The 26,189-nt window shown below is 54.5% G+C and carries 33 protein-coding genes; 17 read left to right on the plus strand and 16 right to left on the minus strand.

Annotated elements, in window-relative coordinates:
* Positions 1-4 precede the first annotated feature (4 nt).
* Together ftsH and rlmE are read right to left on the minus strand one after the other, a co-directional pair.
* Positions 5-1,939: an ATP-dependent zinc metalloprotease FtsH gene (ftsH, locus tag IB212_RS20360; RefSeq protein WP_013098921.1), complete on the minus strand. Its 1,935-nt coding sequence runs from the start codon at positions 1,937-1,939 to the stop codon at positions 5-7.
* Between the two features lie 102 nt (positions 1,940-2,041).
* Positions 2,042-2,668, minus strand: a complete 627-nt coding sequence (gene rlmE / locus IB212_RS20365; protein ID WP_003861812.1) for a 23S rRNA (uridine(2552)-2'-O)-methyltransferase RlmE — start codon at positions 2,666-2,668, stop codon at positions 2,042-2,044.
* 127 nt (positions 2,669-2,795) lie between these two features.
* On the opposite strand from rlmE, the gene yhbY reads away from it, so the two are divergent.
* On the plus strand, positions 2,796-3,089 hold the full coding sequence (yhbY, locus tag IB212_RS20370) for a ribosome assembly RNA-binding protein YhbY (RefSeq protein WP_003861814.1): 294 nt from the start codon (positions 2,796-2,798) through the stop codon (positions 3,087-3,089).
* A 152-nt stretch (positions 3,090-3,241) separates the two neighbouring features.
* On the opposite strand, the gene greA is transcribed toward yhbY, so the two are convergent.
* On the minus strand, positions 3,242-3,718 hold the full coding sequence (gene greA, locus IB212_RS20375) for a transcription elongation factor GreA (protein WP_003861815.1): 477 nt from the start codon (positions 3,716-3,718) through the stop codon (positions 3,242-3,244).
* Positions 3,719-3,946: 228 nt separating this feature from the next.
* Between greA and dacB the strand changes: the two genes are divergently transcribed.
* From dacB to pmrB, 3 genes are read left to right on the plus strand one after another with little or no spacing between them, the layout of a single operon-like run.
* Positions 3,947-5,380: a serine-type D-Ala-D-Ala carboxypeptidase gene (dacB, locus tag IB212_RS20380; RefSeq protein ID WP_028014554.1), complete on the plus strand. Its 1,434-nt coding sequence runs from the start codon at positions 3,947-3,949 to the stop codon at positions 5,378-5,380.
* 2 nt (positions 5,381-5,382) lie between these two features.
* On the plus strand, positions 5,383-6,045 hold the full coding sequence (pmrA, locus tag IB212_RS20385; protein ID WP_028014555.1) for a two-component system response regulator PmrA: 663 nt from the start codon (positions 5,383-5,385) through the stop codon (positions 6,043-6,045).
* Positions 6,042-7,085, plus strand: a complete 1,044-nt coding sequence (gene pmrB / locus IB212_RS20390) for a two-component system sensor histidine kinase PmrB (protein ID WP_041907874.1) — start codon at positions 6,042-6,044, stop codon at positions 7,083-7,085. The genes pmrA and pmrB overlap by 4 nt, the downstream gene beginning before the upstream one ends.
* A gap of 33 nt (positions 7,086-7,118) precedes the next feature.
* Here the strand turns inward: pmrB and cgtA are convergent, their stop codons facing one another.
* The 4 genes from cgtA to rplU form a co-directional block, all read right to left on the minus strand.
* Positions 7,119-8,291, minus strand: coding sequence for an Obg family GTPase CgtA (gene cgtA, locus IB212_RS20395; protein WP_014885381.1), 1,173 nt, complete (start codon positions 8,289-8,291; stop codon positions 7,119-7,121).
* Positions 8,292-8,306: 15 nt separating this feature from the next.
* Positions 8,307-9,272, minus strand: coding sequence for a DMT family transporter (locus IB212_RS20400; protein ID WP_028014557.1), 966 nt, complete (start codon positions 9,270-9,272; stop codon positions 8,307-8,309).
* Between the two features lie 95 nt (positions 9,273-9,367).
* Positions 9,368-9,625: a 50S ribosomal protein L27 gene (gene rpmA, locus IB212_RS20405; RefSeq protein WP_004385076.1), complete on the minus strand. Its 258-nt coding sequence runs from the start codon at positions 9,623-9,625 to the stop codon at positions 9,368-9,370.
* Between the two features lie 19 nt (positions 9,626-9,644).
* Positions 9,645-9,956: a 50S ribosomal protein L21 gene (gene rplU, locus IB212_RS20410; RefSeq protein WP_003025032.1), complete on the minus strand. Its 312-nt coding sequence runs from the start codon at positions 9,954-9,956 to the stop codon at positions 9,645-9,647.
* Between the two features lie 257 nt (positions 9,957-10,213).
* On the opposite strand from rplU, the gene ispB reads away from it, so the two are divergent.
* Together ispB and sfsB are read left to right on the plus strand one after the other, a co-directional pair.
* The gene (ispB, locus tag IB212_RS20415) at positions 10,214-11,185 is read left to right on the plus strand and encodes an octaprenyl diphosphate synthase (protein ID WP_028014558.1); all 972 of its coding nucleotides are present in this window, start codon (positions 10,214-10,216) and stop codon (positions 11,183-11,185) included.
* A gap of 230 nt (positions 11,186-11,415) precedes the next feature.
* Positions 11,416-11,703 carry a DNA-binding transcriptional regulator SfsB gene (gene sfsB / locus IB212_RS20420; protein WP_028014559.1) on the plus strand — a complete coding sequence of 96 codons (288 nt, stop codon included), beginning with the start codon at positions 11,416-11,418 and terminating at the stop codon, positions 11,701-11,703.
* Positions 11,704-11,763: 60 nt separating this feature from the next.
* On the opposite strand, the gene murA is transcribed toward sfsB, so the two are convergent.
* The 7 genes from murA to mlaF all read right to left on the minus strand — a co-directional run bounded on the left by murA (position 11,764) and on the right by mlaF (position 16,556).
* Positions 11,764-13,023: a UDP-N-acetylglucosamine 1-carboxyvinyltransferase gene (murA, locus tag IB212_RS20425; protein WP_028014560.1), complete on the minus strand. Its 1,260-nt coding sequence runs from the start codon at positions 13,021-13,023 to the stop codon at positions 11,764-11,766.
* Between the two features lie 50 nt (positions 13,024-13,073).
* Positions 13,074-13,328, minus strand: coding sequence for a BolA family iron metabolism protein IbaG (gene ibaG, locus IB212_RS20430; protein WP_008501458.1), 255 nt, complete (start codon positions 13,326-13,328; stop codon positions 13,074-13,076).
* Positions 13,329-13,454: 126 nt separating this feature from the next.
* Entirely contained in the window at positions 13,455-13,748 is a 294-nt protein-coding gene (gene mlaB, locus IB212_RS20435; protein WP_045630728.1) for a lipid asymmetry maintenance protein MlaB, read from the minus strand.
* Positions 13,748-14,383, minus strand: a complete 636-nt coding sequence (gene mlaC / locus IB212_RS20440) for a phospholipid-binding protein MlaC (RefSeq protein WP_028014562.1) — start codon at positions 14,381-14,383, stop codon at positions 13,748-13,750. The genes mlaB and mlaC overlap by 1 nt, the downstream gene beginning before the upstream one ends.
* 17 nt (positions 14,384-14,400) lie before the next feature.
* Positions 14,401-14,949: an outer membrane lipid asymmetry maintenance protein MlaD gene (gene mlaD / locus IB212_RS20445; RefSeq protein ID WP_041911946.1), complete on the minus strand. Its 549-nt coding sequence runs from the start codon at positions 14,947-14,949 to the stop codon at positions 14,401-14,403.
* A 4-nt stretch (positions 14,950-14,953) separates the two neighbouring features.
* Entirely contained in the window at positions 14,954-15,736 is a 783-nt protein-coding gene (gene mlaE, locus IB212_RS20450) for a lipid asymmetry maintenance ABC transporter permease subunit MlaE (RefSeq protein WP_045630729.1), read from the minus strand.
* Positions 15,737-15,743: 7 nt separating this feature from the next.
* Positions 15,744-16,556 carry a phospholipid ABC transporter ATP-binding protein MlaF gene (gene mlaF, locus IB212_RS20455; RefSeq protein WP_041907869.1) on the minus strand — a complete coding sequence of 271 codons (813 nt, stop codon included), beginning with the start codon at positions 16,554-16,556 and terminating at the stop codon, positions 15,744-15,746.
* Between the two features lie 227 nt (positions 16,557-16,783).
* Between mlaF and IB212_RS20460 the strand changes: the two genes are divergently transcribed.
* The 11 genes from IB212_RS20460 to npr all read left to right on the plus strand — a co-directional run bounded on the left by IB212_RS20460 (position 16,784) and on the right by npr (position 24,703).
* Entirely contained in the window at positions 16,784-17,761 is a 978-nt protein-coding gene (locus IB212_RS20460; protein WP_028014566.1) for a calcium/sodium antiporter, read from the plus strand.
* A 13-nt stretch (positions 17,762-17,774) separates the two neighbouring features.
* Positions 17,775-18,761 carry an arabinose-5-phosphate isomerase KdsD gene (kdsD, locus tag IB212_RS20465; protein ID WP_028014567.1) on the plus strand — a complete coding sequence of 329 codons (987 nt, stop codon included), beginning with the start codon at positions 17,775-17,777 and terminating at the stop codon, positions 18,759-18,761.
* Between the two features lie 14 nt (positions 18,762-18,775).
* The gene (kdsC, locus tag IB212_RS20470; RefSeq protein WP_025756695.1) at positions 18,776-19,342 is read left to right on the plus strand and encodes a 3-deoxy-manno-octulosonate-8-phosphatase KdsC; all 567 of its coding nucleotides are present in this window, start codon (positions 18,776-18,778) and stop codon (positions 19,340-19,342) included.
* Positions 19,339-19,914, plus strand: a complete 576-nt coding sequence (gene lptC / locus IB212_RS20475) for an LPS export ABC transporter periplasmic protein LptC (RefSeq protein ID WP_028014568.1) — start codon at positions 19,339-19,341, stop codon at positions 19,912-19,914. Before kdsC ends, lptC begins: the two co-directional genes overlap by 4 nt.
* Positions 19,883-20,437, plus strand: coding sequence for a lipopolysaccharide ABC transporter substrate-binding protein LptA (gene lptA / locus IB212_RS20480; RefSeq protein ID WP_028014569.1), 555 nt, complete (start codon positions 19,883-19,885; stop codon positions 20,435-20,437). The genes lptC and lptA overlap by 32 nt, the downstream gene beginning before the upstream one ends.
* A gap of 6 nt (positions 20,438-20,443) precedes the next feature.
* On the plus strand, positions 20,444-21,169 hold the full coding sequence (gene lptB, locus IB212_RS20485; protein WP_028014570.1) for an LPS export ABC transporter ATP-binding protein: 726 nt from the start codon (positions 20,444-20,446) through the stop codon (positions 21,167-21,169).
* 47 nt (positions 21,170-21,216) lie between these two features.
* On the plus strand, positions 21,217-22,650 hold the full coding sequence (gene rpoN / locus IB212_RS20490; protein ID WP_028014571.1) for an RNA polymerase factor sigma-54: 1,434 nt from the start codon (positions 21,217-21,219) through the stop codon (positions 22,648-22,650).
* Between the two features lie 22 nt (positions 22,651-22,672).
* Positions 22,673-22,960 (plus strand): ribosome hibernation promoting factor, encoded by a 288-nt coding sequence (gene hpf, locus IB212_RS20495; protein ID WP_014171818.1) that lies wholly within the window; start codon positions 22,673-22,675, stop codon positions 22,958-22,960.
* An 82-nt stretch (positions 22,961-23,042) separates the two neighbouring features.
* A complete protein-coding gene (ptsN, locus tag IB212_RS20500; protein ID WP_008501443.1) occupies positions 23,043-23,534 on the plus strand; it encodes a PTS IIA-like nitrogen regulatory protein PtsN in 492 nt (163 codons plus the stop codon).
* Positions 23,535-23,579: 45 nt separating this feature from the next.
* Positions 23,580-24,434 carry an RNase adapter RapZ gene (rapZ, locus tag IB212_RS20505; RefSeq protein ID WP_014885397.1) on the plus strand — a complete coding sequence of 285 codons (855 nt, stop codon included), beginning with the start codon at positions 23,580-23,582 and terminating at the stop codon, positions 24,432-24,434.
* Positions 24,431-24,703, plus strand: coding sequence for a PTS phosphocarrier protein NPr (gene npr, locus IB212_RS20510; protein ID WP_025756690.1), 273 nt, complete (start codon positions 24,431-24,433; stop codon positions 24,701-24,703). Before rapZ ends, npr begins: the two co-directional genes overlap by 4 nt.
* A 38-nt stretch (positions 24,704-24,741) precedes the next feature.
* Here npr and mtgA read toward each other — a convergent pair whose 3' ends face one another.
* A complete protein-coding gene (gene mtgA, locus IB212_RS20515; RefSeq protein WP_028014572.1) occupies positions 24,742-25,467 on the minus strand; it encodes a monofunctional biosynthetic peptidoglycan transglycosylase in 726 nt (241 codons plus the stop codon).
* Positions 25,464-26,117, minus strand: a complete 654-nt coding sequence (gene elbB / locus IB212_RS20520) for an isoprenoid biosynthesis glyoxalase ElbB (RefSeq protein ID WP_041907865.1) — start codon at positions 26,115-26,117, stop codon at positions 25,464-25,466. The genes mtgA and elbB overlap by 4 nt, the downstream gene beginning before the upstream one ends.
* Between the last annotated feature and the right edge of the window lie 72 nt (positions 26,118-26,189).

The raw sequence follows: 26,189 nt of genomic DNA on the forward strand, positions 1-26,189 counted from the left end.
TGACTTACTTGTCGCCCAACTGCTCTGACATGGTGTTGCCCGGGTTTGGCGTACGCGGTTCATCGACCGGACGAGGCGCGCGCGGGGTACCATTGTTGTCAGAATTGTTGGAAGCGCCTGGGTCTTCCCAGCCTGCTGGCGGACGCACTTCGCGGCGAGCCATCAGGTCGTCAATCTGCGGTGCATCGATGGTCTCATATTTCATGAGCGCATCTTTCATCGAATGCAGAATGTCCATATTGTCGTTCAGGATCTGACGCGCGCGACCGTAGTTACGTTCAATCAGCGCTTTCACTTCCTGGTCGATGATACGTGCCGTCTCATCGGACATATGTTTTGCTTTCGCCACGGAGCGGCCCAGGAATACTTCACCCTCTTCCTCTGCATACAGCAGCGGACCGAGTTTGTCGGAGAAGCCCCATTGAGTCACCATGTTACGCGCCAGGTTTGTCGCCACTTTAATGTCGTTCGACGCACCGGTAGAAACATGTTCCGGACCGTAGATGATCTCTTCTGCCAGACGACCGCCGTACAGGGTCGAAATCTGGCTTTCCAGCTTCTGACGGCTGGCGCTGATCGCGTCGCCCTCAGGCAGGAAGAAGGTCACACCCAGCGCACGGCCGCGCGGAATAATCGTTACCTTGTGTACCGGATCGTGTTCCGGCACCAGGCGACCGATAATCGCGTGACCCGCTTCGTGATAAGCCGTGGACTCTTTCTGCGCTTCCGTCATCACCATGGAGCGACGTTCCGCACCCATCATGATTTTGTCTTTCGCTTTCTCGAACTCCACCATGGAGACCACGCGCTTGTTACCGCGAGCGGCAAACAGTGCAGCTTCGTTGACCAGGTTAGCCAGGTCCGCACCGGAGAAGCCCGGGGTACCGCGCGCAATGATTGCCGCGTCGATATCTGGCGCCAGCGGTACGCGACGCATGTGCACTTTCAGAATCTGTTCACGACCTCGAACATCCGGCAGACCGACAACAACCTGACGGTCGAAACGGCCTGGACGCAGCAGCGCAGGGTCAAGTACGTCCGGACGGTTAGTCGCCGCGATAACGATAATGCCTTCGTTACCTTCGAAGCCGTCCATCTCAACCAGCATCTGGTTCAGGGTCTGCTCACGCTCATCGTGACCACCGCCCAGGCCCGCGCCACGCTGGCGGCCTACGGCGTCGATTTCATCGATAAAGATGATGCACGGTGCTGCCTTCTTGGCCTGCTCGAACATGTCACGCACACGAGATGCACCGACACCCACGAACATTTCAACGAAGTCAGAACCTGAAATAGTAAAGAACGGCACCTTCGCTTCACCCGCGATGGCTTTCGCCAGCAGGGTTTTACCGGTACCCGGAGGGCCTACCATCAAGACGCCTTTCGGGATCTTACCGCCCAGTTTCTGGAAACGGCTCGGCTCGCGCAGGTATTCAACCAGTTCACCCACTTCTTCTTTTGCTTCGTCACAACCGGCGACGTCAGCAAACGTGGTCTTGATCTGGTCTTCCGTCAGCATACGCGCCTTGCTCTTACCGAACGACATGGCACCTTTGCCACCGCCGCCCTGCATCTGGCGCATAAAGAAGATCCAGACGCCGATAAGAAGTAGCATCGGGAACCAGGAAATGAAGATAGAAGCCAGCAGGCTTGGTTCTTCTGGCGGCTCGCCTACCACTTTGACGTTTTTGGTCAGAAGGTTATCAAGCAGCTTAGGATCGTTCACCGGGATGTAAGTCGTGTAACGGTTACTATCTTTCTTGGTAACGTTGATCTCACGTCCGTTGATACGCGCTTCGCGAACCTGGTCCTGATTGACCTCTTGCAGGAAGGTAGAATAATCCACCTTGCGGCCATTCGACTCGCTGGGCCCAAAGCTCTGGAATACTGACATCAGCACAACGGCAATGACCAGCCAGAGTATTAGGTTTTTCGCCATGTCACTCAAGGGATTAACCTCATATTACAACTGTGTTAAAAACAGCGTCAGGATACTCTATATCCAGTTTCATTCAAACTTTCGTCTGAAATCTCCCGGTTATCATTTTCGCCCGGTCGCTACAATATACACTTCACGGGAACGGGCCCGGGAAGAGTCCGGCTTACGAACTTTGACCTTCGCAAACAGGGAGCGAATTTCCTTAAGATACTCCTCGAAACCTTCGCCCTGAAACACCTTCACAACAAAACTACCACCAGGCGCTAGTACATCACGACACATTTCTAACGCTAGCTCCACCAGATACATGGCGCGGGGGATATCCACCGCCGGTGTTCCGCACATATTTGGTGCCATATCCGACATGACAACCTGGACCTTACTGTCACCAACACGATCAAGTAACGCTTTCAGCACTAATTCATCACGAAAGTCGCCCTGAAGGAAGTCGACACCAACGATGGGATCCATTGGTAAAAGATCGCACGCAATGATTCGGCCCGTTCCGCCGATCTGCGTTACCGCATACTGGGACCATCCGCCAGGTGCCGCACCGAGGTCGACAACCGTCATCCCCGGCTTAAAAAGTTTGTCACTTTGCTGTATTTCATCAAGTTTAAACCAGGCACGGGAACGTAACCCCTTTTTCTGTGCCTGTTGAACATATTTATCGCTAAAGTGTTCCTGAAGCCAGCGGCTGGAACTGGCAGAACGCTTTTTACCTGTCATTTAACATTTCCGTCCTGGTTCATCGTTGCTTGCCTGTGACGTAAATTTCTACGCAGCTATTTGGCGATATAAGGGAGATGGCGGTAGAATGAACCGTTTTCAATCCCAACGTAAGCAAAAATATACGATGAATCTGAGTACTAAACAAAAACAGCACCTTAAAGGTCTGGCACATCCGCTCAAGCCTGTAGTCATGCTTGGCAACAATGGTTTGACCGAAGGGGTGCTTGCCGAGATTGAACAAGCGCTGGAACACCACGAGCTGATCAAGGTGAAAATCGCCTCTGAAGACAGAGACACTAAAAACCTGATCGTGGAAGCCATCGTGCGCGAAACCGGCGCCTGTAATGTACAGGTCATCGGTAAAACGCTGGTGCTCTATCGCCCATCTAAAGAGCGTAAAATCTCGCTGCCACGCTAAGGATATCCTGAATCAATCACATTTTCTGTGTGAAACGAGGGATTTCTTTCAGCAGGCTCAGCAAAATGCCATGCTCCTTGAGTTGATAAAAGGCCGCTATGCGGCCTTTTTCTTTTCTTTACAATGTATCAACATCTTAGTAGAGAAGCGAATTACAGGTATTCAACCTTGATAATTTCGTATTCCACTTCACCGCCAGGGGTGCGGATGGTGACAACATCGTCCTGCTCTTTGCCAATCAGGCCGCGAGCAATGGGTGAGTTCACCGAAATCAGGTTCTGTTTGAAGTCTGCTTCATCATCGCCCACGATGCGATAGGTTTGCTCTTCATCGTTGTCGAGGTTCAGCACGGTCACGGTAGAACCAAAGATCACGCGACCGTTGTTAGGCATTTTGGTGATATCGATAACCTGCGCATTAGACAGTTTCGCTTCGATATCTTTAATGCGCCCTTCACAGAAACCCTGCTGCTCGCGCGCCGCATGGTATTCAGCATTCTCTTTCAGGTCGCCATGCTCACGGGCTTCCGCGATAGCGGCGATGATTTCAGGGCGACGCACGGATTTCAGGAAATCCAGCTCTTCGCGCAGTTTTTCGGCACCACGTAAGGTCATCGGAATAGCTTGCATTTGTTATACCTCTTAAACATTCCTGTTGGGAGCAGTGTTCCCTGCTCCTGCCCCCCGAAGCGGGCAAGAAGCAAAAAGAAAACCGACCCGGGAGCGACGCCCCAGGTCAGCAGCAATTTTTCAATTTGATACGCATTTTACCGCGAAGTTCACTATGGGTCATCGTTTACTTTGCAGTGCCATGCACCGTAGTATGACGGTTTGTTTTCGGGTTGTTAGCGCGAGATTATGCGATTTTCCAGTTTTATCATCGGATTGACTACCAGTATAACGTTCACCGCCCAGGCCGCGAATGTTGATGAGTACATTAATCAGCTCCCCGCAGGCGCGAACCTCGCCCTGATGGTGCAGAAGGTTGGCGCACAGGCTCCCGAGATTGACTATCACAGTCAACAGATGGCGCTGCCTGCCAGTACCCAGAAGGTGATCACTGCCCTCGCCGCCCTGCTCCAACTCGGGCCTGACTTCCGTTTTACCACCACGCTTGAAACCAAAGGTAACGTCGACGGTGGCGAACTGAAAGGCGATCTTATCGCCCGTTTCGGTGGCGATCCCACCTTTAAGCGCCAGGATATCCGCAACATGGTAGCGGTGTTGAAAAAATCCGGCGTGACAAAAATCGATGGCAACGTGCTGATCGATACCTCCATTTTTGCCAGCCACGATAAAGCACCAGGCTGGCCGTGGAACGACATGACGCAGTGCTTTAGCGCCCCGCCAGCCGCCGCGATTGTTGACCGCAACTGCTTCTCGATTTCCCTTTACAGCGCGCCCAAGCCGGATGATTTAGCGTTCATTCGCGTGGCATCTTACTATCCGGTGACCATGTTTAGCCAGGTGCGAACGCTGGCTAAAGGCTCCCCTGATGCCCAGTACTGCGAACTGGACGTGGTGCCTGGCGATCTTAACCGCTACACCCTCACCGGCTGCCTGACGCAGCGCGCCGATCCCCTGCCGCTGGCCTTCGCGATTCAGGATGGCGCAAGCTATGCGGGTGCGATTCTCAAGGATGAGCTGAAGCAGGCGGGAATAACCTACTCCGGCACGCTGCTACGCCAGACGCAGGTCAACCAGCCCGGAACGGTCATTGCCAGCAAACAGTCGCCACCGCTGCACGATTTGCTGCGAATTATGCTGAAAAAGTCTGACAACATGATTGCCGACACCGTGTTCCGCATGATTGGCCACGCGCGTTTCGGCGTGCCGGGAACCTGGCGCGCGGGCTCAGACGCTGTTCGTCAGATCCTGCGCCAGCAGGCGGGAATCGATCTGGGTAACACTATCGCCGTTGATGGTTCAGGATTATCGCGTCATAACCTGATTGCCCCGGCCACCATGATGCAGGTGCTTCAGTACATTGCACAACATGACACTGAGCTAAACTTTATCTCAATGCTGCCGCTTGCCGGACACGACGGTTCGCTGCAGTACCGCGCCGGGCTTCACGCGGCGGGTGTGGATGGCAAAGTCTCCGCGAAAACAGGTTCACTGCAGGGGGTGTATAACCTGGCAGGGTTCATCACGACCGCCAGCGGACAGCGCATGGCATTCGTGCAGTATCTTTCCGGCTATGCCGTCGAACCGACCGACCAGCGCAACCGCCGTATTCCACTGGTTCGCTTCGAAAGCAGGCTTTATAAAGACATCTACCAGAATAACTAGCGATGAAACTACTTATAGTTGAAGACGATCTGTTATTACAGGAAGGACTGGCTCTGGGACTCGCCAATGAAGGCTATGCCCTGGACTGTGCCGGCACCGCGGCAGAAGCAGATGCCCTGATCCAGAGCGGCGAATACAGCCTGGTGATCCTTGACCTGGGCTTGCCGGACAAAGACGGCGCGACGCTGCTTACCCAGTGGCGTCGCCGGGGCATCGCCAATCCGGTGTTAATCCTGACGGCACGCGACGCCATTGAAGATCGTATTACCGGCCTTGATGCTGGCGCCGATGATTACCTGGTGAAGCCCTTTGCGCTTGCAGAACTTCAGGCTCGGGTGCGAGCGTTAATACGCCGTTATCAGGGCCATAGTGATAACTTACTAACCGACGGGGACATTACCCTGAATCTGCAAACCCAGCAGGTATTGCGCCAGTCCCAGCCCGTTGAAGTCACTCCAAAAGAGTTCGCCTTGCTGACGCGTCTGATCATGCGAAGCGGACAAACGGTACACAGAGAAACCCTTCAGCAGGATATCTATTCCTGGCAGGACGATCCGGGGTCAAATACCCTGGAAGTCCACATCCACAACCTGCGTCGTAAGCTCGGCAAAGACCGGATTAAAACCGTCCGCGGCGTTGGCTACCGCCTGGAGAGCCAGAAATGAACAGCATGCGTCGGCGATTAATGGTGTTGCTGGCGGTCATTCTGTTATTTTTCCAGCTGATAAGCGTCATTTGGTTGTGGCACGAAAGCCGCGAACAGATTGGCTTTCTGGTGAACGAAACGCTGTCGGCAAAATCGCGTAACAACCACGTCGAGAAAGAGATCCGCGAAGCGATTGCCTCGCTGCTGGTTCCTTCTCTGGTGATGGTTGGGTTTACGTTATTTTTCTCGTTCTGGGCGGTCACCTGGATAACCCGACCGCTGAACAAACTGCGCGTGAGCCTGGCTAACCGTTCGGCGGATAACCTAACCCCACTTCCTATGTATTCCGACATGGAAGAAATCGGCGCCGTTACCACCTCGCTCAATCAGCTACTCGCCAGGCTGGACAGTACCATTCAGCAGGAGCGTCTCTTCACGGCTGACGCCGCCCATGAACTGCGAACGCCTCTTGCCGGAATCAGGCTCCATCTGGAGCTCATGGCCCAGTCAGGCTCTACGCAGGCCACGACGCTCATCAGCCGTATTGACCAGCTAATGCACACCGTTGAGCAACTGCTGATGCTGGCCCGTGCAGGACAGGCAATGGCGAGCGGCCACTATGAAACCATCAACTGGACGGACACCATTATCACGCCTCTTGGTCTTGAGCATGAAGCCAAAGAGCATACGGTGATTTGGCCTGCTAAAAGCGCGCTCACGGTTCAGGGAGACGCGGTACTGCTGCGGCTGATGCTGCGCAACCTGCTGGAGAATGCCGGGCGCTACAGCCCGACAGGCACCACGATTACCGTGACGCTTACCGAGGTCGAAGGCGGTACGCAGCTCAGTGTTATCGATCAGGGGCCTGGTATTGACGAAGCGCATCGACAGTCGATCACGGAGCCGTTCCGTCGCCTCGATCAGCGTTACGGCGGTAGCGGCCTTGGCCTGAGTATCGTACAGCGCATCCTGCAGCTTCATCACGGTAAGCTGATGCTGGAGAATGGTGCTGAAGGCGGCCTGATAGCAAGCTGCTGGCTGCCCTCAACGCTGGAATGAAAAAAGCCCCCTGATGGGGGCTTTGGACAGATATTAGTGCTTGTAGATGAACTCGACGCCTTCTTCGTCGTCTTCATCCCAGTCATCGTCCCAGTCGTCTTCCTCTTCCGCTTCCAGCTCTTCGAGCTGCTGGCGGTGGTAGTCATCCCACATGAATTCGACTTTTTCTGGCTGTTTCGCTTCTTCAGCCTGAACGACAGGGTTCTCGATGATGAAGGTCATCACATCCCAGCAGAGATCTTTCACGCCAACCTGGCTTGCCGCGGAGATAAGGTAGTATTTATCTTCCCAGCCCATCGCTTCGGCAATCGCTTTGGCTTTCGCTTCGGCTTCTGCTTTATCCATCAGGTCGATCTTGTTGAAGACCAGCCAGCGTGGCTTACTCGCCAGTTTTTCGCTGTATTTTTCCAGCTCACCGATAATGATACGGGCGTTTTCAACCGGATCGGAACCGTCGATCGGATCGATGTCGATGAGGTGCAACAGTACGCGGCAACGCTCAAGGTGCTTCAGGAAGCGAATACCCAGGCCAGCCCCTTCCGCGGCGCCTTCAATCAGGCCCGGAATATCGGCGACCACAAAGCTCTTCTCGTTATCCATACGGACAACGCCGAGGCTTGGTACCAGCGTGGTAAACGGATAGTCCGCTACTTTTGGCTTGGCTGCAGAGACGGCGCGAATGAACGTCGATTTACCGGCGTTTGGCATACCCAGCATGCCCACGTCAGCCAGCAGCATCAGTTCAAGTTGCAGGTCGCGCTTATCACCCGGGGTACCCATCGTTTTCTGACGCGGGGTACGGTTAACGGAAGATTTGAAACGGCTGTTACCCAGACCGTGCCAGCCGCCTTTCGCCACCATCAGGCGCTGACCGTGTTTGGTCATATCGCCCATGGTTTCACCGGTGCCCTGATCGATAACGCGCGTACCGACCGGAACCTTAATGGTCACGTCTTTACCGCGTTTACCGGTACAGTCACGGCTCTGGCCGTTCTGTCCGCGTTCTGCACGGAAGGATTTTTCAAAGCGGTAGTCGATCAGCGTGTTGAGGTTTTCATCCGCCTCCAGCCACACGTCACCACCATCGCCACCGTCACCGCCGTCAGGGCCGCCACGAGGAATATATTTTTCACGGCGGAAGCTTACACAACCGTTACCGCCATCACCTGCCACGACCAGAATCGTCGCTTCATCAACAAACTTCATTTTACTCTCCGTAACTCATTCGCCTGAGCGGGGGACTACTACGACCGCTTCATTTTTGCGCCAACGTCCCCAAAGACGATGACCAATGGCGGAATACATCGCGCCCGCAACCACGACAAACGCACCGAGATAGCCCAACAGGTTGAGCATCGGTCTGACGAAGACATCGGGCCAGGCCATTGATAACAAATCTGAAAATAACAGCGTAAACAGCGGGGTAAGCGTGATCAATGCGCTCACCTGTGCTGCCTGCCAGCGCGCCATCGCTTCCGCCAGCGCGCCATAACCGACCAGCGTGTTAAGCCCACAAAAAATGAGGCACGCCAGTTGCCAGTCGCTCAGCTGGGTAATGACGCCCGGCTTCGCTAACGGCAATAATGCCACTGTACACAAAGTGTACAGCAAAAAAAGGATCTGCTGTGAGGCCAGGCGACGCAATAACACCTTTTGCGCGACGCCATAGCTCACCCAGACCGTTGCTGCACCCACGCCGAAGATCACGCCCCAGGTGTAGTCCGTAAGCCGGGTAAAAATCTCGATCAGGCTGGTGTTGAAGAACATCACCAGGCCGCATAGCAGCATGCTTGCCCCGATAATCTGCGTCCCGCGCATCTTCTCTTTGAGGATGAACACGCTCGCGACCATCATGCCCACAGGCGAAAGCTGACCAATCACCTGAGACGCCGTAGGGCTCAAATACTGCAGGGAAGAGCTGAACAGGATAAAGTTACCGAACAGACCGCCCGTCGCAATGGCCAGCAACACCAGCCATCGAGGTTTGCGGAAGAGCCGTAGCGGTGGAAGCTTGCCTTTAACTGCAAGGATGGTCCCGAGACCAATGCTTGCCATCAGAAAGCGATAAAAGACCACCGTAGGCGGCTCCATCACTTCCAGTACCTGCTTCATTGCAATTGGCAGCGCACCCCAGCACATTGCGGTCGTGAGCGCCAAAAGAATACCAATGCCGGCCTGCTGCTTCATGCCCGTTTTCCCTACAGAAAATTTTCCGGGTTTCCAATGTAAAAAGCCCCGCAACACGTTGCGGGGCTTTAATCCGTTACCGGACCGAGAAAACCTTACTCAGCAACGATGCTGATGTATTTACGGTTGTTCGGGCCTTTAACTTCAAATTTCACTTTACCGTCTGCTTTAGCAAACAGAGTGTGGTCACGACCGCAACCTACGTTGTTGCCAGCGTGGAATTTGGTACCACGTTGACGAACGATGATGCTACCCGCCAGAACGGATTCGCCACCGAAACGCTTAACGCCCAGGCGTTTAGCTTCTGAATCGCGACCGTTACGTGTGGAGCCGCCAGCCTTTTTATGTGCCATTTAAATCTCTCCTCAGGTCTTAGGCGCTGATGCCAGTAATTTTCACATCAGTGAACCACTGACGGTGGCCCTGCTGCTTACGGTAGTGTTTACGACGACGAAACTTAACGATTTTAACTTTCTCGCCACGACCGTGTGCAACAACTTCAGCTTTGATAACGCCGCCATCAACGAAAGGAACGCCGATTTTGACTTCTTCACCGTTTGCGATCATCAGAACTTCTGCGAACTCAACAGATTCGCCAGTTGCGATGTCCAGCTTTTCCAGGCGAACGGTCTGACCTTCGCTTACTCGGTGTTGTTTACCACCACTTTGGAAAACCGCGTACATATAAACTCCGCTTCCGCGCACGTCCTCGTATGAATCAGAGTGCGCTATAAATATTCACAATAGGGCGCGAATATTACGCAAAACGCGAGCCTTTGACAAGTGCTACCGTCAATACATGAAGAAAAAAAACACAACACGTACGGTAACGTTTATCTGAGCCGTTTTTTCAGTACAATCAGCACTACTATTGATAAACCGAAACCCTTCGTTACCCCATTTAAGATGGGATCAACAGGATAAAAAGCCCGGCTTTTGCGATGAATTTAGAAAAAATCAACGAGTTAACCGCGCAAGATATGGCGGGTGTAAATGCAGCAATCCTGGAGCAACTCAACTCTGACGTTCAGCTGATCAATCAGCTGGGCTATTACATTGTCAGCGGCGGCGGTAAACGCATTCGCCCGATGATTGCCATTCTGGCTGCCAGAGCCGTTGGCTATCAGGGAAATGCCCACGTGACGATCGCCGCGCTGATCGAATTTATTCACACCGCGACGCTTCTGCATGACGATGTTGTGGATGAATCCGATATGCGTCGTGGCAAAGCCACGGCAAACGCTGCCTTCGGGAACGCCGCCAGCGTTCTGGTCGGGGACTTTATCTATACCCGCGCCTTCCAGATGATGACCAGCCTGGGCTCTCTGAAAGTGCTCGAGGTGATGTCCGAAGCCGTTAACGTCATCGCTGAAGGCGAAGTGCTGCAGCTGATGAACGTCAACGACCCGGACATCACTGAAGAAAACTACATGCGCGTTATCTACAGCAAAACAGCGCGCCTGTTTGAAGCGGCCGCCCAGTGTTCCGGCATCCTGGCTGGCTGTTCCGAGGCGCAGGAGAAAGGACTGCAGGATTATGGACGCTATCTGGGTACGGCCTTCCAGCTGATTGATGATTTGCTGGACTACAGCGCAGACGGCGAAACGCTTGGCAAAAACGTTGGCGATGACCTGAACGAAGGCAAACCGACCCTGCCGCTGCTTCACGCGATGCGTAACGGAACGGCCGATCAGGCGAAAATGATCCGTGAGGCGATCGAACAGGGAAATGGCCGCCATCTTCTGGAACCTGTACTGGAAACGATGGCCATCTGCGGCTCGCTGGAATGGACGCGTCAGCGTGCTGAAGAAGAGGCTGACAAAGCCATCGAAGCTCTCCAGGTTATTCCAGACAGCCCATGGCGCGATGCTCTGATTGGTCTTGCCCATATCGCTGTTCAACGCGACCGTTAATCTTGCACCCACCTCCCCGTATCCATCGCGGGGAGGTTCAAAAACGCACCAGTAAATTCCGCATTCATGTAAATGAATCGGGTTAAAGCCCGCATGAATAAAGCCATGTCTTATTCTGAATATCCCTTCAAGTAACGCGAACTTTTTAGAACAAAAAGTCGAAATGAGTATAGTAAGCCAGTCGTTTCAGAAGAAACGGCGTAGGTGAATCCGAACTTAAGGACAGCGTTATGGATACGAAATTTATCGACTGGCATACGGCAGATATCATTGCGGCACTGCGCAAAAGAGGTACGTCACTTGCAGCAGAGTCCCGCCGCCATGGTCTGAGTTCTTCCACCCTGGCCAACGCCCTGACCCGCCCCTGGCCAAAGGGAGAATTGATTATCGCGACGGCGCTGGAAACGCACCCGTGGGTGATCTGGCCTTCACGTTATCACGATCCTGTTACTCATGAATTTATCGACAGAACGCGCATGATGCGCCAGAGAAAAGCAAAAACAGAACCGCAGGGATAACGGTTTTTTGACAGGAATAGCAACCCCCCGGTCATTTCTGGCAGGGGGCTGCCGGAACGATTACTCGCCCTTCACACGCTCGATATTGGCACCCAGCGCGCGCAGTTTGTCTTCAATACGTTCATAGCCACGATCGATGTGATAAATACGATCCACCACCGTTGTGCCTTCCGCGATACAGCCCGCCAGCACCAGGCTTGCAGACGCACGCAGATCCGTTGCCATTACCTGAGCACCGGACAGTTTCTCAACGCCATGGCAAATCACGGTGTTACTTTCGATCTCAGCATGTGCACCCATACGGATCAGTTCCGGTACGTGCATAAAACGGTTCTCGAAAATCGTCTCGGTAATCACACCGGTTCCTTCGGCCACCAGGTTCAGCAGAGTGAACTGTGCCTGCATATCGGTCGGGAATGCCGGATGCGGAGCCGTACGCACGGTCACCGCTTTAGGACGCTTGCCGTGCATGTCGAGGCTGATCCAGTCTTCACCGGTTTCAACATCGGCACCCGCTTCACGCAGCTTCGCCAGAACGGCATCCAGAGTGTCTGGCTGTGCATTACGGCAGACAATCTTACCGCCAGAGATCGCCGCAGCCACCAGGAAGGTGCCGGTTTCGATACGGTCCGGCAGAACGCGATACACACCACCGCCCAGACGCTCAACGCCTTCAATGGTGATGCGGTCAGTACCCTGGCCGGAAATCTTCGCGCCCAGCGCCACGAGGAAATTGGCGGTATCCACGATCTCCGGTTCGCGCGCGGCGTTTTCTATGATGGTGGTACCTTCTGCCAGCGTTGCCGCAGACATGATGGTGACGGTAGCGCCTACGCTCACTTTGTCCATGACAATGTGCGCGCCTTTCAGACGACCGTTGACGGAGGCCTTAACGTAACCCTCTTCCAGCTTGATCTCTGCGCCCAGTTTCTCCAGGCCAAAAATATGCAGGTCAACCGGACGCGCGCCGATGGCGCAACCGCCCGGCAGCGAAACCTGACCCTGACCGAAACGTGCCACCAGCGGGCCAAGCGCCCAGATAGATGCACGCATGGTTTTAACCAGATCGTAAGGCGCAGAGAAGTTGTTCACGTTGCTGGCGTCGATCCAGACGGAACCGTTGCGCTCAACTTTAGTGCCCAACTGGGTGAGCAACTTCATGGTCGTGTCGATATCTTTCAGCTTCGGTACGTTCTGAATTTCTACCGGCTCTTCCGCGAGCAGCGCAGCAAAGAGGATTGGCAGCGCGGCGTTTTTCGCGCCAGAAATTGTGACTTCGCCCTGGAGACGCGTTGGCCCCTGTACACGAAATTTATCCATTGTGTGCTCTCTTATAAATTCAACCGTGCTGCGGGCCTGTCGCCCTCAGCTCAAAAACCGTTTAGTTTGCGATCGCGTGCCCACTCTTGCGGGGTGAACGCTTTAATCGACAGGGCGTGGATGCGGTTATCCGCAATATATTCCATCAGCGGCGCGTACACAGCCTGCTGCTTCTTCACACGGCTCATACCGTCGAACATCTCACCCACAGCAATAACCTGGAAGTGACTGCCATCGCCAGTGACGTGGGCTTCCTGAAGGGAGAGTGCATTCATCAGCACTGTCTGGATTTCATGATTTTCCATGGGCTCTTAATCATCTGATAGTGAAAACAAGCCCAACATCTTAGAGCAAAGTGGCGTCGTCTTAAACAAGCAAAAAGCCCCGACGATGAAACTGTCAGGGCTTTCGGAAGTAACGCACTGAAAATATTAACGAGGCAGTACGTCCTGAGGCAGATTGTAGAGTTGCGCAAGGGTAACGACATTGTCACTCGCGCCATGAAGCATGACGCTTGTTCCCTGCTTTTTGCCCACGGCAACCAGATGGGCGAGCAGCGCAACGCCTGCCGTATCCACCCGCGTGACGTCGGTTAAGTCGATAAGCGTCACGCCCTGCATCGCCTCATGGCGTTTATCCCACAGTGGGTTCAGCAGATCCTGGTCCAGCTCACCGGACAGCCTTAACGTCTCACCTTCACGCGACCAGCGGAGTTGCTGCGACATTACTTCTTCTCGTCCAGGGTAATTTTCTGACGAGCAATGGACTGCAGCTGTGCGGTCAGGCCATCAATGCCCTTGGTGCGCAGCAGGTCGCTCCACTCGTTTTGTTTAGTGGTGATCATGCTCACCCCTTCGGCGATCATGTCATACGCCTGCCAGTGGCCGGTCTGGCTGTTTTTACGCCACTGGAAATCCAGGCGCACCGGCGGACGGCCGTTAGGATCGATGATCGTTACGCGAATAGGCACGATGGTCGCATCACCCAGCGGCTGCTCCGGGGCGATCTGATAGGTCTGACCGTGGTACATCGCCAGCGCCTGACCATATGCCTGCTTCAGGTATTCACGGAATGCGGCAAAATAGGCCTCACGCTGCGCCGGGGTGGCGTCTTTGTAATAGCGGCCCAGCACCAGCGCTCCCGCATATTTGATCTGCACATACGGCAGCAGTTCCTGGTCAACCACGTCACGCAGATAGTCAGGATTCGCGCGAATTTTTGGCTGTTCGTTTTTGAGACGGTCGAAGGTTTTCTTCGCAGCTTCGTCCATCAGTTTGTACGGGTTGCTCTGATCCGCAGCATGTGCCGCAGTGAGAGGGGCAATGACCAGCATGGCAACCATTAACAGTCGTTTAAACATGAATGACTTCTCCTGAATTAATTCGCAGCACCAGGGGTCGGCGCAACGTTGGTATGGTCTTCACTCTGCGCAGGGGCATCGTCAGACTTTTTATCATCCCCTTTACTGTTGTAAAGGAACTGACCAATCATGTCCTCCAGCACCATCGCGGACTTCGTATCCTGGATAACGCTACCGTCTTTAAGGATAGTCGTTCCCAGCTCGGGATCTTCAAAGCCGACGTTAAGTGCCAGATATTGTTCACCCAGCAGGCCGGAAGTACGGATAGAAAGGGAGCTGGTGTCCGGAATGTGGTTGTAACGTTCTTCGATATCCATCGCGACGCGCGGCAGATACGTTTTCTCATCGAGCGTAATGTCAGATACGCGGCCGATCACCACACCGCCAATGCGGACCGGTGAACGCGCCTTCAGCCCGCCGATGTTATCGAACGTGGCATAGATGCGATACGTCGGCTCGGTGCGTACTGAGGTGATATCCGCCGCTCTCAGGCAGATAAACAGCGCCGCCAGCAGCGCCAGCAGCAGGAAAACGCCGACCCAAATTTCATTTTTTCTCGTTTGCATGAACTCAATTCCCAAACATCAGTGCGGTGAGCACAAAATCCAGGCCCAGTACGGCCAGCGACGAATGTACGACAGTACGTGTAGTTGCACGGCTAATGCCCGCCGAGGTCGGGATAGCATCGTAACCATTGAACAATGCAATCCAGGTGACCGTAATGGCAAATACCACGCTTTTAATCAGGCAGTTAACCAGATCCATTCGCAGGTCGATGGCGTCCTGCATCGCAGACCAGAAGAAGCCGGCATCGATGCCTTTCCAGTTGACCCCAACCAGCGAACCGCCCCAGATCCCCACGGCGACAAACAGAATAGTCAGTAGCGGGAGCGAGATCACCCCCGCCCAGAAACGCGGCGAGATCACGCGACGCAGCGGATCGACCGCCATCATCTCCATGCTGGATAGCTGCTCGGTCGCACGCATCAGGCCAATCTCAGCCGTTAATGCCGACCCAGCGCGTCCGGCAAACAGCAGTGCCGCCACAACCGGACCCAATTCGCGCAGCAGCGAAAGCGCCACCAGCATTCCGAGGCTGGTTTCCGCACTGTAGGTTGTCAGAACAAGGTAGCCCTGCAGCCCCAGCACCATGCCGATAAACAGACCGGAAACAATAATGATGAGCATCGACAGCACGCCGACATTATAAAGCTGACGCACCAGCAGAGGGGCGTGCTTGCTAAACTCCGGCTTGCCGACCAGCGCGTTGAATAACATCAATCCGGCACGCCCGAACGTCCTGATGGTTTTTATGCCACGGTGTCCGAGAGCGGCCAACGCATTTAACAGCATGAGTGGCTTAACTCCCTATTCCCAGTAAATCGTCACGATAATCGCCCGCCGGGTAGCGGAACGGTACGGGTCCGTCAGCAATACCGTCGAGGAACTGCCGTACGCGTGGATCGCAATTTTCCTGCAGCGCCTGGGCGCTGCCGTGTGCAACGATCTTTTTGTCCGCCACGATATAGGCGTAATCGGCAATGCTCAACACTTCCGGTACATCGTGAGACACCACGATACAGGTGACGCCGAGCGCGCTGTTCAGTTCAGAGATGAGCTTTACCAGCACGCCCATCGTGATGGGATCCTGCCCGACGAACGGTTCGTCGAACATGATTAAATCGGGCTCTAATGCAATAGCTCGCGCCAGCGCGGCGCGGCGCGCCATCCCGCCGGACAGTTCCGAAGGCATTAGCTTCGCGGCTCCCCGCAACCCCACAGCTTCAAGCTTCATCATCACCGTGCTTTTCAGCAGCTCAGGCGTCAGGCTGGTATGCTCGCGCAGCGGATAGGCCACGTTATCAAAGACGTTCATGTCGGTGAACAACGCCCCCGACTGAAAGAGCATACTCATACGTTTGCGGACAGTATACAGGCGCGAGCGCGACATCTCCGGGACGTTTTCGCCATCGAAGAGGATTTCACCGCTATCCGGTGGGATCTGACCACCAATTAGGCGCAGGAGGGTCGTTTTACCGATCCCGGACGGCCCCATGATGGCGGTGATTTTGCCACGCGGTACGGTCAACGAAATATCATCGAATATCAGTCGATTGCCGCGAGAAAAACTCACACCGCGGACATCGACGATATTCGCCATCGTTTGGCTCATTTATAGTTCCTTTCTTACCCTGCTCACGTTAAGACGTGCAGCCTGAATCAGCCCTTAACCCCGCATTTTTACAGAATATTAGCCGTTGAGGTTAGCGAAAGCTGGCATTTGTTTTACTTTTCCGGCGCATAAAGTCAAAATTAGGAATTCGTTACGCCTCAGACCGTATGCAGTCCAGCCATTCCCGCGCGATGGACCGACAAGTATACCTGAAGAAAGGACTTTTGATGCTTTTAGCAACAGCACTGTTAATCATTGGTTTACTGTTAGTGGTCTACAGTGCTGACCGTTTAGTCTTTGCTGCATCTATCCTGTGTCGCCTGACGGGTGTACCGCCTGTAGTCATCGGGATGACCGTGGTCAGCGTTGGCACGTCACTTCCTGAAATCATCGTCTCCGTCTCGGCGTCGCTGCATGGTCAGTTAGACCTGGCAATTGGCACCGCGATTGGCTCTAACATCGTCAATATATTACTGATTTTAGGCCTTGCGGCACTGCTCCATCCATTTCGCGTGCATTCTGATGTTCTGCGCCGTGAATTGCCGCTAATGTTAGTCGTAAGCCTGCTGGCAGGGTGCGTATTTTATGATGGCGTACTGAGCTATAGCGACGGCATTTTCCTGCTGGCGTTGGCCGTCATCTGGTTACTGTATAGTGTTAAAATTGCCCGCCAGGCGGAAAAACAGGGTCAGGATAGCCTGACGCGTGAACAGGTTGCCGAACTCCCGCGGGAAGGCACGCTGCCGGTCGCCCTCCTCTGGCTTGGCGTTGCGCTGATTATCATGCCGATGGCAACGCGCATGGTCGTGGATAACGCGACGGTACTGGCGAACTATTTCGCCATGAGCGAACTGACGATTGGCCTGACGGTTATTGCTATCGGCACCAGCCTGCCGGAGCTGGCCACCGCCATTGCGGGGGCGCGTAAAGGGGAAGATGACATCGCCATTGGTAATATCATCGGCTCCAACATATTTAATATCGCGATTGTCATGGGCCTGCCGGCTCTGATTACGCCGGGTCCGTTTAATCCTCTGGCGTTTTCACGCGATTACGGGGTGATGTTGCTGGTCAGCGTGATATTTGCCCTGCTCTGCTGGCGGCGGCAACGCCAGATCGGCAAAGGCGCAGGCGCGCTGCTGACGGGTGGATTTATCGTATGGATGGCGATGCTGTACTGGCTCTCGCCTCTTCTCTCTGGGTAAACGGAAACGCATTATGTCGCAAATAGAATTGCAGCCGGGTTTTGACTTTCAGAAAGCAGGCAAAGAGGTTCTGGAGATTGAACGTGAAGGTCTGGCGCAGTTAGATCAGTACATTAATCAGGATTTTAGTCTGGCATGTGAGAAGATATTCTACTGTGCCGGGAAAGTCGTGGTGATGGGGATGGGCAAGTCCGGCCACATTGGGCGCAAAATGGCGGCAACGTTTGCCAGCACCGGAACCTCGTCCTTCTTTGTACACCCGGGGGAAGCCGCGCACGGCGACCTGGGGATGGTCACGCCGCAGGATGTCGTTATCGCGCTGTCCAACTCCGGTGAGTCCAATGAAATTCTGGCATTGATCCCCGTACTGAAGCGTCTGCAGGTGCCGCTGATTTGCATGACCAGCCGTCCGGAAAGTAGCATGGCGCGTGCGGCCGATATTCATCTGTGCGTTAAAGTACCGAAAGAGGCCTGCCCGCTCGGCCTGGCACCAACGTCCAGCACCACCGCCGCGCTGGTCATGGGCGATGCGCTTGCCGTCGCGCTGCTTGAAGCCCGCGGTTTTACGCCGGAAGATTTCGCGCTCTCCCATCCGGGCGGCGCGCTGGGGCGCAAGCTGCTGCTGCGGGTAAACGATATTATGCACACCGGGGATGAGATCCCTCACGTCAGCAAAGAAGCCTCCCTGCGTGATGCGCTGCTGGAAATCACCCGTAAGAATTTGGGTATGACGGTCGTGTGCGACGATCTGATGAAAATTCAGGGGATCTTCACCGATGGCGACCTGCGTCGCGTGTTCGACATGGGTGTAGATGTCCGCACGCTCGGCATTGCCGATGTGATGACGCCCGGCGGCATTCGCGTGCGTCCGGGAACGCTGGCCGTGGATGTGCTGAACCTGATGCAGTCCCGCCATATCACCTCCGTTATGGTTGCTGATGGCGACCAGTTGCTGGGTGTGGTACATATGCATGATCTGCTGCGCGCTGGCGTAGTGTAATAAAGGATAAGACAATGAGTAATGCGGGTGCATCCCTTGCAACCTGTTATGGTCCGGTCAGTACCCAGATGATGGCAAAGGCGGAAAATATTCGTCTGCTCATTCTGGATGTGGATGGCGTACTTTCCGATGGCCTGATTTACATGGGCAATAATGGTGAAGAGCTGAAAGCGTTTAACGTTCGCGACGGCTACGGTATCCGCTGTGCGCTCACCTCGGGTATCGAGGTTGCTATCATCACCGGACGAAAAGCTAAACTGGTAGAAGACCGCTGTGAAACCTTAGGCATTACCCATCTTTACCAGGGTCAATCCGATAAGATGGCAGCGTTCAATGATTTACTGGGTAAACTGGCTATCGCACCGGAAAACGTGGCCTACGTCGGGGACGACCTGATTGACTGGCCGGTGATGGCTGAAGTCGGTCTCAGCATCGCGGTTGCTGATGCTCATCCGCTGTTGATCCCGCGCGCTGACTACGTTACCCACATCAACGGTGGCCGGGGTGCCGTCCGTGAAGTCTGCGATCTGCTTCTGCTGGCGCAGGGCAAGCTTGATGAAGCCAAAGGGCAATCGATATGAGTAAAACCAGACGTTGGGTTATCATTCTGCTTTCGCTTGTCGCACTGGTATTGATTGGCGTGAACCTTGCCGATCGCGACGATACGCAAACGGAAGTCGTCAACAATAACGATCCAACCTATAAAAGCGATCACAGCGACACCGTGGTCTATAGCCCGGAAGGTGCGCTGAATTATCGCCTGATTGCCCAGCACGTTGAATACTTTTCCGATGACGGCGTTTCGTGGTTTACCCAACCTGTCATGACCACTTTCGATAAAGACAAAGTGCCGACGTGGTCAATTAAGTCAGATCGGGCCAAACTGACAAATGATCGTATGCTTTATCTGTATGGCCACGTTGAAGTCAACGCCCTGACCGCTGACTCGCAACTGCGAAAAATTACGACGGATAATGCCCAGATCAACCTGGTAACCCAGGACGTGACGTCGCAGGATCTGGTCACACTGTATGGCACAACATTTAATTCCAGCGGTTTAAGAATGCGCGGGAACTTACGCAGCAAGAACGCCGAGCTGATTGAAAAGGTTAGAACCTCCTATGAAATTCAAAACAAACAAACTCAGCCTTAAAGTAATTATCGCCAGCGCGATGCTGGCGGCCAGTCTCCCCGCGCTTGCTGTAACGGGCGATACCGACCAGCCGATCCATATCGAGTCTGACACCCAGTCTCTCGATATGCAGGGTAACGTCGTCACCTTCACGGGTAACGTCGTCATGACTCAGGGGACCATCAAAATTAACGCCGATAAAGTGGTCGTTACCCGTCCGGGCGGCGAGCAGGGCAAAGAGATCATTGATGGTTACGGCAACCCGGCCACCTTCTACCAGATGCAGGACAACGGCAAGCCGGTGAAGGGCCACGCCTCGCATATGCACTATGAGCTGGCGAAGGACCTGGTCATCCTGACCGGAAACGCGTATCTGGAACAGCTGGACAGCAATATTACCGGTGACCAGATTACCTATCTGGTGAAAGAGCAAAAAATGCAGGCCTCCAGCGAGAAAGGCAAACGCGTAACCACCGTGCTGGTTCCGTCGCAGCTGCAGGACAAAGGCAAGGGCCAGGCCCCGGCACAGAAGAAGAGTAACTAATTCGCTATGGCAACATTAACTGCAAAAAATCTCGCGAAGGCCTATAAGGGCCGCCGTGTCGTAGAAGATGTCAGTCTGACCGTCAACTCCGGCGAAATTGTGGGCCTGCTTGGCCCGAACGGTGCGGGTAAAACCACCACCTTCTACATGGTGGTGGGTATTGTGCCGCGCGATGCCGGCAACATTATTATTGACGATGAAGATATCAGCCTGCTGCCGCTGCACGCGCGCGCGCGCCGTGGCATCGGCTATCTGCCGCAGGAAGCCTCTATTTTCCGTCGTCTGAGCGTCTTTGATAACCTGATGGCGGTCCTGCAAATTCGCGACGACCTGACCAACGAACAGCGTCAGGATCGCGCCAACGAGCTGATGGAAGAGTTTCATATCGAACACCTGCGCGACAGCCTGGGCCAGGCCTTGTCCGGGGGGGAACGCCGTCGTGTTGAGATTGCGCGCGCGTTGGCCGCCAATCCGAAGTTTATCCTTCTGGATGAACCGTTTGCGGGCGTTGACCCGATCTCCGTTATCGACATTAAACGCATTATCGAGCATCTGCGTGACAGCGGACTTGGCGTGCTGATCACCGACCACAACGTTCGTGAAACGCTGGCGGTATGTGAACGCGCGTATATCGTGAGCCAGGGCAATCTGATCGCTCACGGTACGCCGCAGCAGATCCTCGAAGACGATCATGTTAAGCGCGTCTATCTTGGGGAAGACTTCAGACTCTGATAGGGTAGAGGTAACGTAACGCCGAACCGGAGAAAAATGCTCTGAACATGAAGCAAGGTTTGCAATTAAGGCTCAGCCAACAGCTGGCGATGACGCCGCAGTTACAGCAGGCAATTCGTCTGTTGCAACTGTCCACCTTAGAACTCCAGCAGGAGCTCCAGCAGGCGCTGGACAGCAATCCCCTGCTGGAGCAAGCCGATCTTCATGACGAGGTAGATACCCAGCAGTCACAGGACACAGAAGCGCTCGACACCGCGGATGCACTCGAACAAAAAGAGATGCCGGATGAGCTTCCGCTGGATGCCAGCTGGGATGAAATCTATACCGCCGGGACCCCTTCCGGCACGCGTGCAGACTACCAGGACGACGAGCTACCGGTCTACCAGGGCGAAACCACCCAGTCGCTGCAGGATTACCTGATGTGGCAGGTAGAGCTTACCCCCTTCTCCGATACCGACCGCGCTATTGCCACGTCGATTGTCGACGCCGTTGATGACACCGGTTATTTGACCGTCACGCTGGACGACATTCTGGAAAGCATGGGCGATGAAGAGATTGAGATTGAGGAGATTGAAGCGGTACTGAAACGCATTCAGCGCTTCGATCCGGTCGGGGTGGCCGCGAAGGACCTGCGCGACTGTCTGCTGATCCAGCTTTCTCAGTTCAGCAAAGAGACGCCGTGGCTCGACGAGGCTCGCTTAATCATCAGCGATCATCTGGATCTTCTGGCTAACCACGATTTCCGCACCCTGATGCGCGTGACGCGCCTGAAGGAAGAGGTGCTGAAAGAGGCGGTAAATCTGATCCAGTCCCTCGATCCGCGTCCCGGTCAGTCGATCCAGACCAGCGAACCCGAGTACGTTATCCCGGACGTGCTGGTCAGAAAACACAATGACCGCTGGGTCGTTGAACTGAACTCTGACAGCATCCCTCGCCTGCAAATCAACCAGCAGTACGCCTCCATGTGTACCAGCGCGCGCAACGACTCCGACAATCAATATATTCGCAGCAATCTTCAGGAAGCGCGATGGTTGATCAAGAGCCTGGAGAGCCGGAATGATACCCTGCTTCGCGTGAGCCGCTGCATCGTCGAACAGCAGCAGGCCTTCTTTGAGCAGGGCGAAGAGTATATGAAGCCGATGGTGCTGGCGGATATCGCCCAGGCCGTCGAGATGCATGAATCCACTATTTCCCGCGTTACTACGCAGAAGTATCTGCACAGTCCGCGCGGTATTTTTGAGCTTAAGTATTTCTTCTCCAGCCACGTGAACACCGAGGGTGGCGGCGAAGCCTCCTCAACGGCGATTCGCGCCCTGGTGAAGAAGTTGATCGCCGCGGAGAATCCCGCGAAGCCACTAAGTGACAGTAAGTTGACCACCATGCTGTCCGATCAGGGTATTATGGTGGCACGTCGTACTGTTGCGAAGTATCGAGAGTCTTTATCCATTCCGCCGTCTAACCAGCGTAAACAACTGGTCTGACACAACCGATAAGGAAGACACTATGCAGCTCAATATCACAGGACATAACGTCGAGATTACTGAGGCTTTACGTGACTTCGTGAACGCTAAGTTCGCGAAACTCGAGCAGTATTTCGAAAGGATCAATCAGGTCTACGTTGTGTTAAAAGTGGAGAAAGTGACTCATATCTCGGATGCAACCCTGCATGTTAACGGGGGTGAACTCCATGCCAGTGCGGAAGGGCAAGACATGTACGCGGCTATCGACGGCTTGATTGACAAGCTTGCGCGACAGCTCAATAAACATAAAGATAAACTGAAACAACACTAATTGTCCGGGCAGTTAACGGGTGCAGGACGGCCTGTTGTGAAACACAACGGGCCATTTGTACAGTTAGCGCTTAGGTGAAATTATGATGAACAACGATTCCGCTCTTCAACTGAGCAATGTCCTTAACCAGGAATGTACCCGCAGTGCCGTTCACTGCCAGAGCAAAAAACGTGCGCTGGAGATCATCAGTGAATTGGCTGCAAAACAGCTGGGCCTGCCGCCGCAGGTGGTGTTCGAAGCCATTCTGACCCGTGAAAAGATGGGCAGTACCGGTATCGGCAACGGCATCGCGATCCCACACGGCAAGCTGGAAGAGGACACCCTGCGTGCCGTCGGTGTGTTTGTGCAACTGGAAACCCCAATCGCTTTTGACGCCATTGATAACCAGCCCGTCGATCTCCTCTTCGCGCTGTTGGTGCCTGCCGACCAGACCAAGACCCACCTGCATACGCTTTCGCTGGTTGCTAAACGTCTGGCGGATAAAACCATCTGCCGTCGACTGCGCTCGGCCCAAAGTGATGAAGAGCTTTATCAAATTATCACTGAAGCAGAAGGCAATCAGGATGACGCATAACCAGGTGATGGCCTTCACATCTGTTGTCCTGAGGAGAAACGGAACATGGTACTGATGATTGTCAGCGGTCGTTCAGGGTCGGGAAAATCCGTTGCCCTGCGCGCGCTGGAAGACATGGGTTTTTACTGCGTCGATAACCTGCCGGTCGTGTTATTGCCCGATCTGGCACGCACGTTAGCGGAGAGACAAACCTCCGCCGCCGTCAGTATCGACGTTCGTAACATGCCGGAATCGCCAGAGATCTTCGAACAGGCCATGAGTAACCTGCCTGACGCGTTCTCGCCTCAGCTGCTGTTCCTTGATGCCGACCGCAATACCCTGATCCGCCGCTACAGCGACACCCGTCGTCTGCACCCGCTTTCCAGCAAGAATCTCTCGCTGGAGAGCGCCATCGACGAAGAGAGCGATCTGCTTGAGCCGCTGCGCTCTCGTGCCGATCTGATTGTCGACACCTCAGAGATGTCCGTTCACGAGCTGGCGGAAATGCTGCGAACCCGGCTGCTGGGCAAACGCGAGCGCGAGCTGACGATGGTGTTCGAATCCTTCGGCTTTAAGCACGGTATTCCGATTGATGCGGACTATGTTTTCGACGTGCGCTTCCTGCCGAACCCGCACTGGGATCCCAAACTGCGTCCAATGACCGGTCTGGATAAGCCCGTGGCGGCGTTCCTCGACCGACACACAGAAGTTCACAATTTTATCTACCAGACGCGAAGCTACCTTGAGCTATGGTTACCTATGCTGGAGACAAACAATCGTAGCTACCTGACGGTGGCGATTGGCTGTACTGGCGGTAAACATCGTTCGGTCTACATCGCCGAACAACTGGCCGACTATTTCCGCTCGCGCGGTAAGAACGTTCAGTCCCGTCATCGCACGCTGGAAAAACGTAAAACATGACCGTAAAACAAACCGTTGAGATCACCAATAAACTGGGCATGCATGCACGCCCGGCGATGAAGCTGTTTGAGCTGATGCAGGGTTTCGATGCAGAAGTGCTGCTGCGTAATGACGAAGGCACCGAAGCGGAAGCCAACAGCGTGATTGCGCTGCTGATGCTGGACTCCGCCAAAGGGCGTCAGATTGAGGTTGAAGCCACCGGTCCTCAGGAAGAGGAAGCTCTGGCGGCGGTAGTTGCGCTGTTTAACGCCGGGTTCGACGAAGATTAGGCCTGCTATTCTGGCGGGTGGCGCTGCGCTTACCCGCCCTACATTAACGCATTTCTCTCCATAAACCCTTCCCCACCCAGCTGGCGCATCTGGCGCATGATCCACGCCTGACGGCTTCGCACGTACCCTGACGGGGCGCTGGCCTTGAAGCGGACAGGATTAGGCAGAACAGCCGCGAGCAGCGCCGCCTCCGACATGCTCAGCCTGCTGGCAGGTTTATTAAAATAGCGTTGTGATGCAGCTTCGACACCAAATACCCCGTCGCCGAACTCGGCGATATTAAGGTAAACGGTCAGAATACGCTTTTTGCTCCAGACCGTTTCCATTCCCAGGGTCAGACCCGCTTCCAGCCCTTTTCGCACCCAGCTTCGCCCATCCCACAGGAACAGGTTTTTAGCCGTCTGCTGCGACAGCGTTGACGCACCGCGCACGCGGTTTTCGTGACGTTCGTTATGGGCCAGCGCCTTTTCAATCGCAGCCACATCGAACCCCCAGTGCTCCGGGAATTTTTGATCTTCCGCCGCGATAACCGCCAGCCCCATGAACGGAGAAATTTCATCCATGCTCACCCAGTCAGAATGGGCAACATAGCCGAAATCACCGGAGAACCACGCGCTAAGCTGGCGCTCAACCATGACCGCTGAAAACGGTACCGGCAAAATGCTGAACACGGCCAGCCCGCCTCCCCAGAACACAGCCAGGACGAGTACGATGCGGAAAAGAAGGCGTTTCACCCATGCGCCTGCGGAAAACTGACGTCTCATTCCGTCAGCACCAGCACCCGGGCGACCAGCTTTTCAATGCCCACGGCGGCTTCCGCAATATTCTTCGCCAGCATATACGCGGGCGTGGTGACAACTTTGTTGTCCTCATCCACCACAATGTCATCGACCGGGCACGGAACGTGTTCGCCCCCCATGTCCTCGACGACCTCTGCGGTATCAATATCGGTTCCGATCGTCAGCCGTAACGGACAATCGAAAATATTTGGCAGCATGGCCGGTGCAATACAGATAAAGCCCAGCGGCTTGCCCGCGGCATGCATCGCCAGCGTCAGCGCTTTGAGATCAGGGTCCACCGTGCATGCGGCACCTTCGGCTGCAAAGGTGCTGAGATTTTTCGCGGCGCCGAAGCCGCCCGGCACAATGAGCGCATCCAGTTCAGCGGCATCTGCCTTCGCCAGCGGATGAATCTCTCCCCGGGCAATACGCGCGGCTTCAATCAGCACGTTACGCGTTTCGGCCATCGGCTCGCCGGTCAGATGGTTAATCACATCCGACTGATTTTTGTCGGGTGCAAAACAGATTACCTCTGCTCCCTGTTTTGTCAGGGCCAGCAGCGTGATTACGGCTTCATGTATTTCTGAACCATCAAAAACACCGCATCCGCTCAGGACAACACCAATTTTTTTCATCTTGACGATCCTTCTTTGCAACTCGCTGAAGCACATTAATAATTTTGATTAAAACGCTATGCTTCACACATT

Source organism: Enterobacter sp. E12 (genome assembly GCF_014596715.2).
Classification (GTDB): Bacteria; Pseudomonadota; Gammaproteobacteria; order Enterobacterales; family Enterobacteriaceae; genus Enterobacter; species Enterobacter bugandensis.

Bases quoted from the DNA above. Each gene is read 5' to 3' on its own strand.
- ftsH (WP_013098921.1), bottom strand. From the start codon at position 1,939: ATGGCGAAAAACCTAATACTCTGGCTGGTCATTGCCGTTGTGCTGATG.
- rlmE (WP_003861812.1), bottom strand. From the start codon at position 2,668: ATGACAGGTAAAAAGCGTTCTGCCAGTTCCAGCCGCTGGCTTCAGGAA.
- yhbY (WP_003861814.1), top strand. From the start codon at position 2,796: ATGAATCTGAGTACTAAACAAAAACAGCACCTTAAAGGTCTGGCACAT.
- greA (WP_003861815.1), bottom strand. From the start codon at position 3,718: ATGCAAGCTATTCCGATGACCTTACGTGGTGCCGAAAAACTGCGCGAA.
- dacB (WP_028014554.1), top strand. From the start codon at position 3,947: ATGCGATTTTCCAGTTTTATCATCGGATTGACTACCAGTATAACGTTC.
- pmrA (WP_028014555.1), top strand. From the start codon at position 5,383: ATGAAACTACTTATAGTTGAAGACGATCTGTTATTACAGGAAGGACTG.
- pmrB (WP_041907874.1), top strand. From the start codon at position 6,042: ATGAACAGCATGCGTCGGCGATTAATGGTGTTGCTGGCGGTCATTCTG.
- cgtA (WP_014885381.1), bottom strand. From the start codon at position 8,291: ATGAAGTTTGTTGATGAAGCGACGATTCTGGTCGTGGCAGGTGATGGC.
- IB212_RS20400 (WP_028014557.1), bottom strand. From the start codon at position 9,272: ATGAAGCAGCAGGCCGGCATTGGTATTCTTTTGGCGCTCACGACCGCA.
- rpmA (WP_004385076.1), bottom strand. From the start codon at position 9,625: ATGGCACATAAAAAGGCTGGCGGCTCCACACGTAACGGTCGCGATTCA.
- rplU (WP_003025032.1), bottom strand. From the start codon at position 9,956: ATGTACGCGGTTTTCCAAAGTGGTGGTAAACAACACCGAGTAAGCGAA.
- ispB (WP_028014558.1), top strand. From the start codon at position 10,214: ATGAATTTAGAAAAAATCAACGAGTTAACCGCGCAAGATATGGCGGGT.
- sfsB (WP_028014559.1), top strand. From the start codon at position 11,416: ATGGATACGAAATTTATCGACTGGCATACGGCAGATATCATTGCGGCA.
- murA (WP_028014560.1), bottom strand. From the start codon at position 13,023: ATGGATAAATTTCGTGTACAGGGGCCAACGCGTCTCCAGGGCGAAGTC.
- ibaG (WP_008501458.1), bottom strand. From the start codon at position 13,328: ATGGAAAATCATGAAATCCAGACAGTGCTGATGAATGCACTCTCCCTT.
- mlaB (WP_045630728.1), bottom strand. From the start codon at position 13,748: ATGTCGCAGCAACTCCGCTGGTCGCGTGAAGGTGAGACGTTAAGGCTG.
- mlaC (WP_028014562.1), bottom strand. From the start codon at position 14,383: ATGTTTAAACGACTGTTAATGGTTGCCATGCTGGTCATTGCCCCTCTC.
- mlaD (WP_041911946.1), bottom strand. From the start codon at position 14,949: ATGCAAACGAGAAAAAATGAAATTTGGGTCGGCGTTTTCCTGCTGCTG.
- mlaE (WP_045630729.1), bottom strand. From the start codon at position 15,736: ATGCTGTTAAATGCGTTGGCCGCTCTCGGACACCGTGGCATAAAAACC.
- mlaF (WP_041907869.1), bottom strand. From the start codon at position 16,556: ATGAGCCAAACGATGGCGAATATCGTCGATGTCCGCGGTGTGAGTTTT.
- IB212_RS20460 (WP_028014566.1), top strand. From the start codon at position 16,784: ATGCTTTTAGCAACAGCACTGTTAATCATTGGTTTACTGTTAGTGGTC.
- kdsD (WP_028014567.1), top strand. From the start codon at position 17,775: ATGTCGCAAATAGAATTGCAGCCGGGTTTTGACTTTCAGAAAGCAGGC.
- kdsC (WP_025756695.1), top strand. From the start codon at position 18,776: ATGAGTAATGCGGGTGCATCCCTTGCAACCTGTTATGGTCCGGTCAGT.
- lptC (WP_028014568.1), top strand. From the start codon at position 19,339: ATGAGTAAAACCAGACGTTGGGTTATCATTCTGCTTTCGCTTGTCGCA.
- lptA (WP_028014569.1), top strand. From the start codon at position 19,883: ATGAAATTCAAAACAAACAAACTCAGCCTTAAAGTAATTATCGCCAGC.
- lptB (WP_028014570.1), top strand. From the start codon at position 20,444: ATGGCAACATTAACTGCAAAAAATCTCGCGAAGGCCTATAAGGGCCGC.
- rpoN (WP_028014571.1), top strand. From the start codon at position 21,217: ATGAAGCAAGGTTTGCAATTAAGGCTCAGCCAACAGCTGGCGATGACG.
- hpf (WP_014171818.1), top strand. From the start codon at position 22,673: ATGCAGCTCAATATCACAGGACATAACGTCGAGATTACTGAGGCTTTA.
- ptsN (WP_008501443.1), top strand. From the start codon at position 23,043: ATGATGAACAACGATTCCGCTCTTCAACTGAGCAATGTCCTTAACCAG.
- rapZ (WP_014885397.1), top strand. From the start codon at position 23,580: ATGGTACTGATGATTGTCAGCGGTCGTTCAGGGTCGGGAAAATCCGTT.
- npr (WP_025756690.1), top strand. From the start codon at position 24,431: ATGACCGTAAAACAAACCGTTGAGATCACCAATAAACTGGGCATGCAT.
- mtgA (WP_028014572.1), bottom strand. From the start codon at position 25,467: ATGAGACGTCAGTTTTCCGCAGGCGCATGGGTGAAACGCCTTCTTTTC.
- elbB (WP_041907865.1), bottom strand. From the start codon at position 26,117: ATGAAAAAAATTGGTGTTGTCCTGAGCGGATGCGGTGTTTTTGATGGT.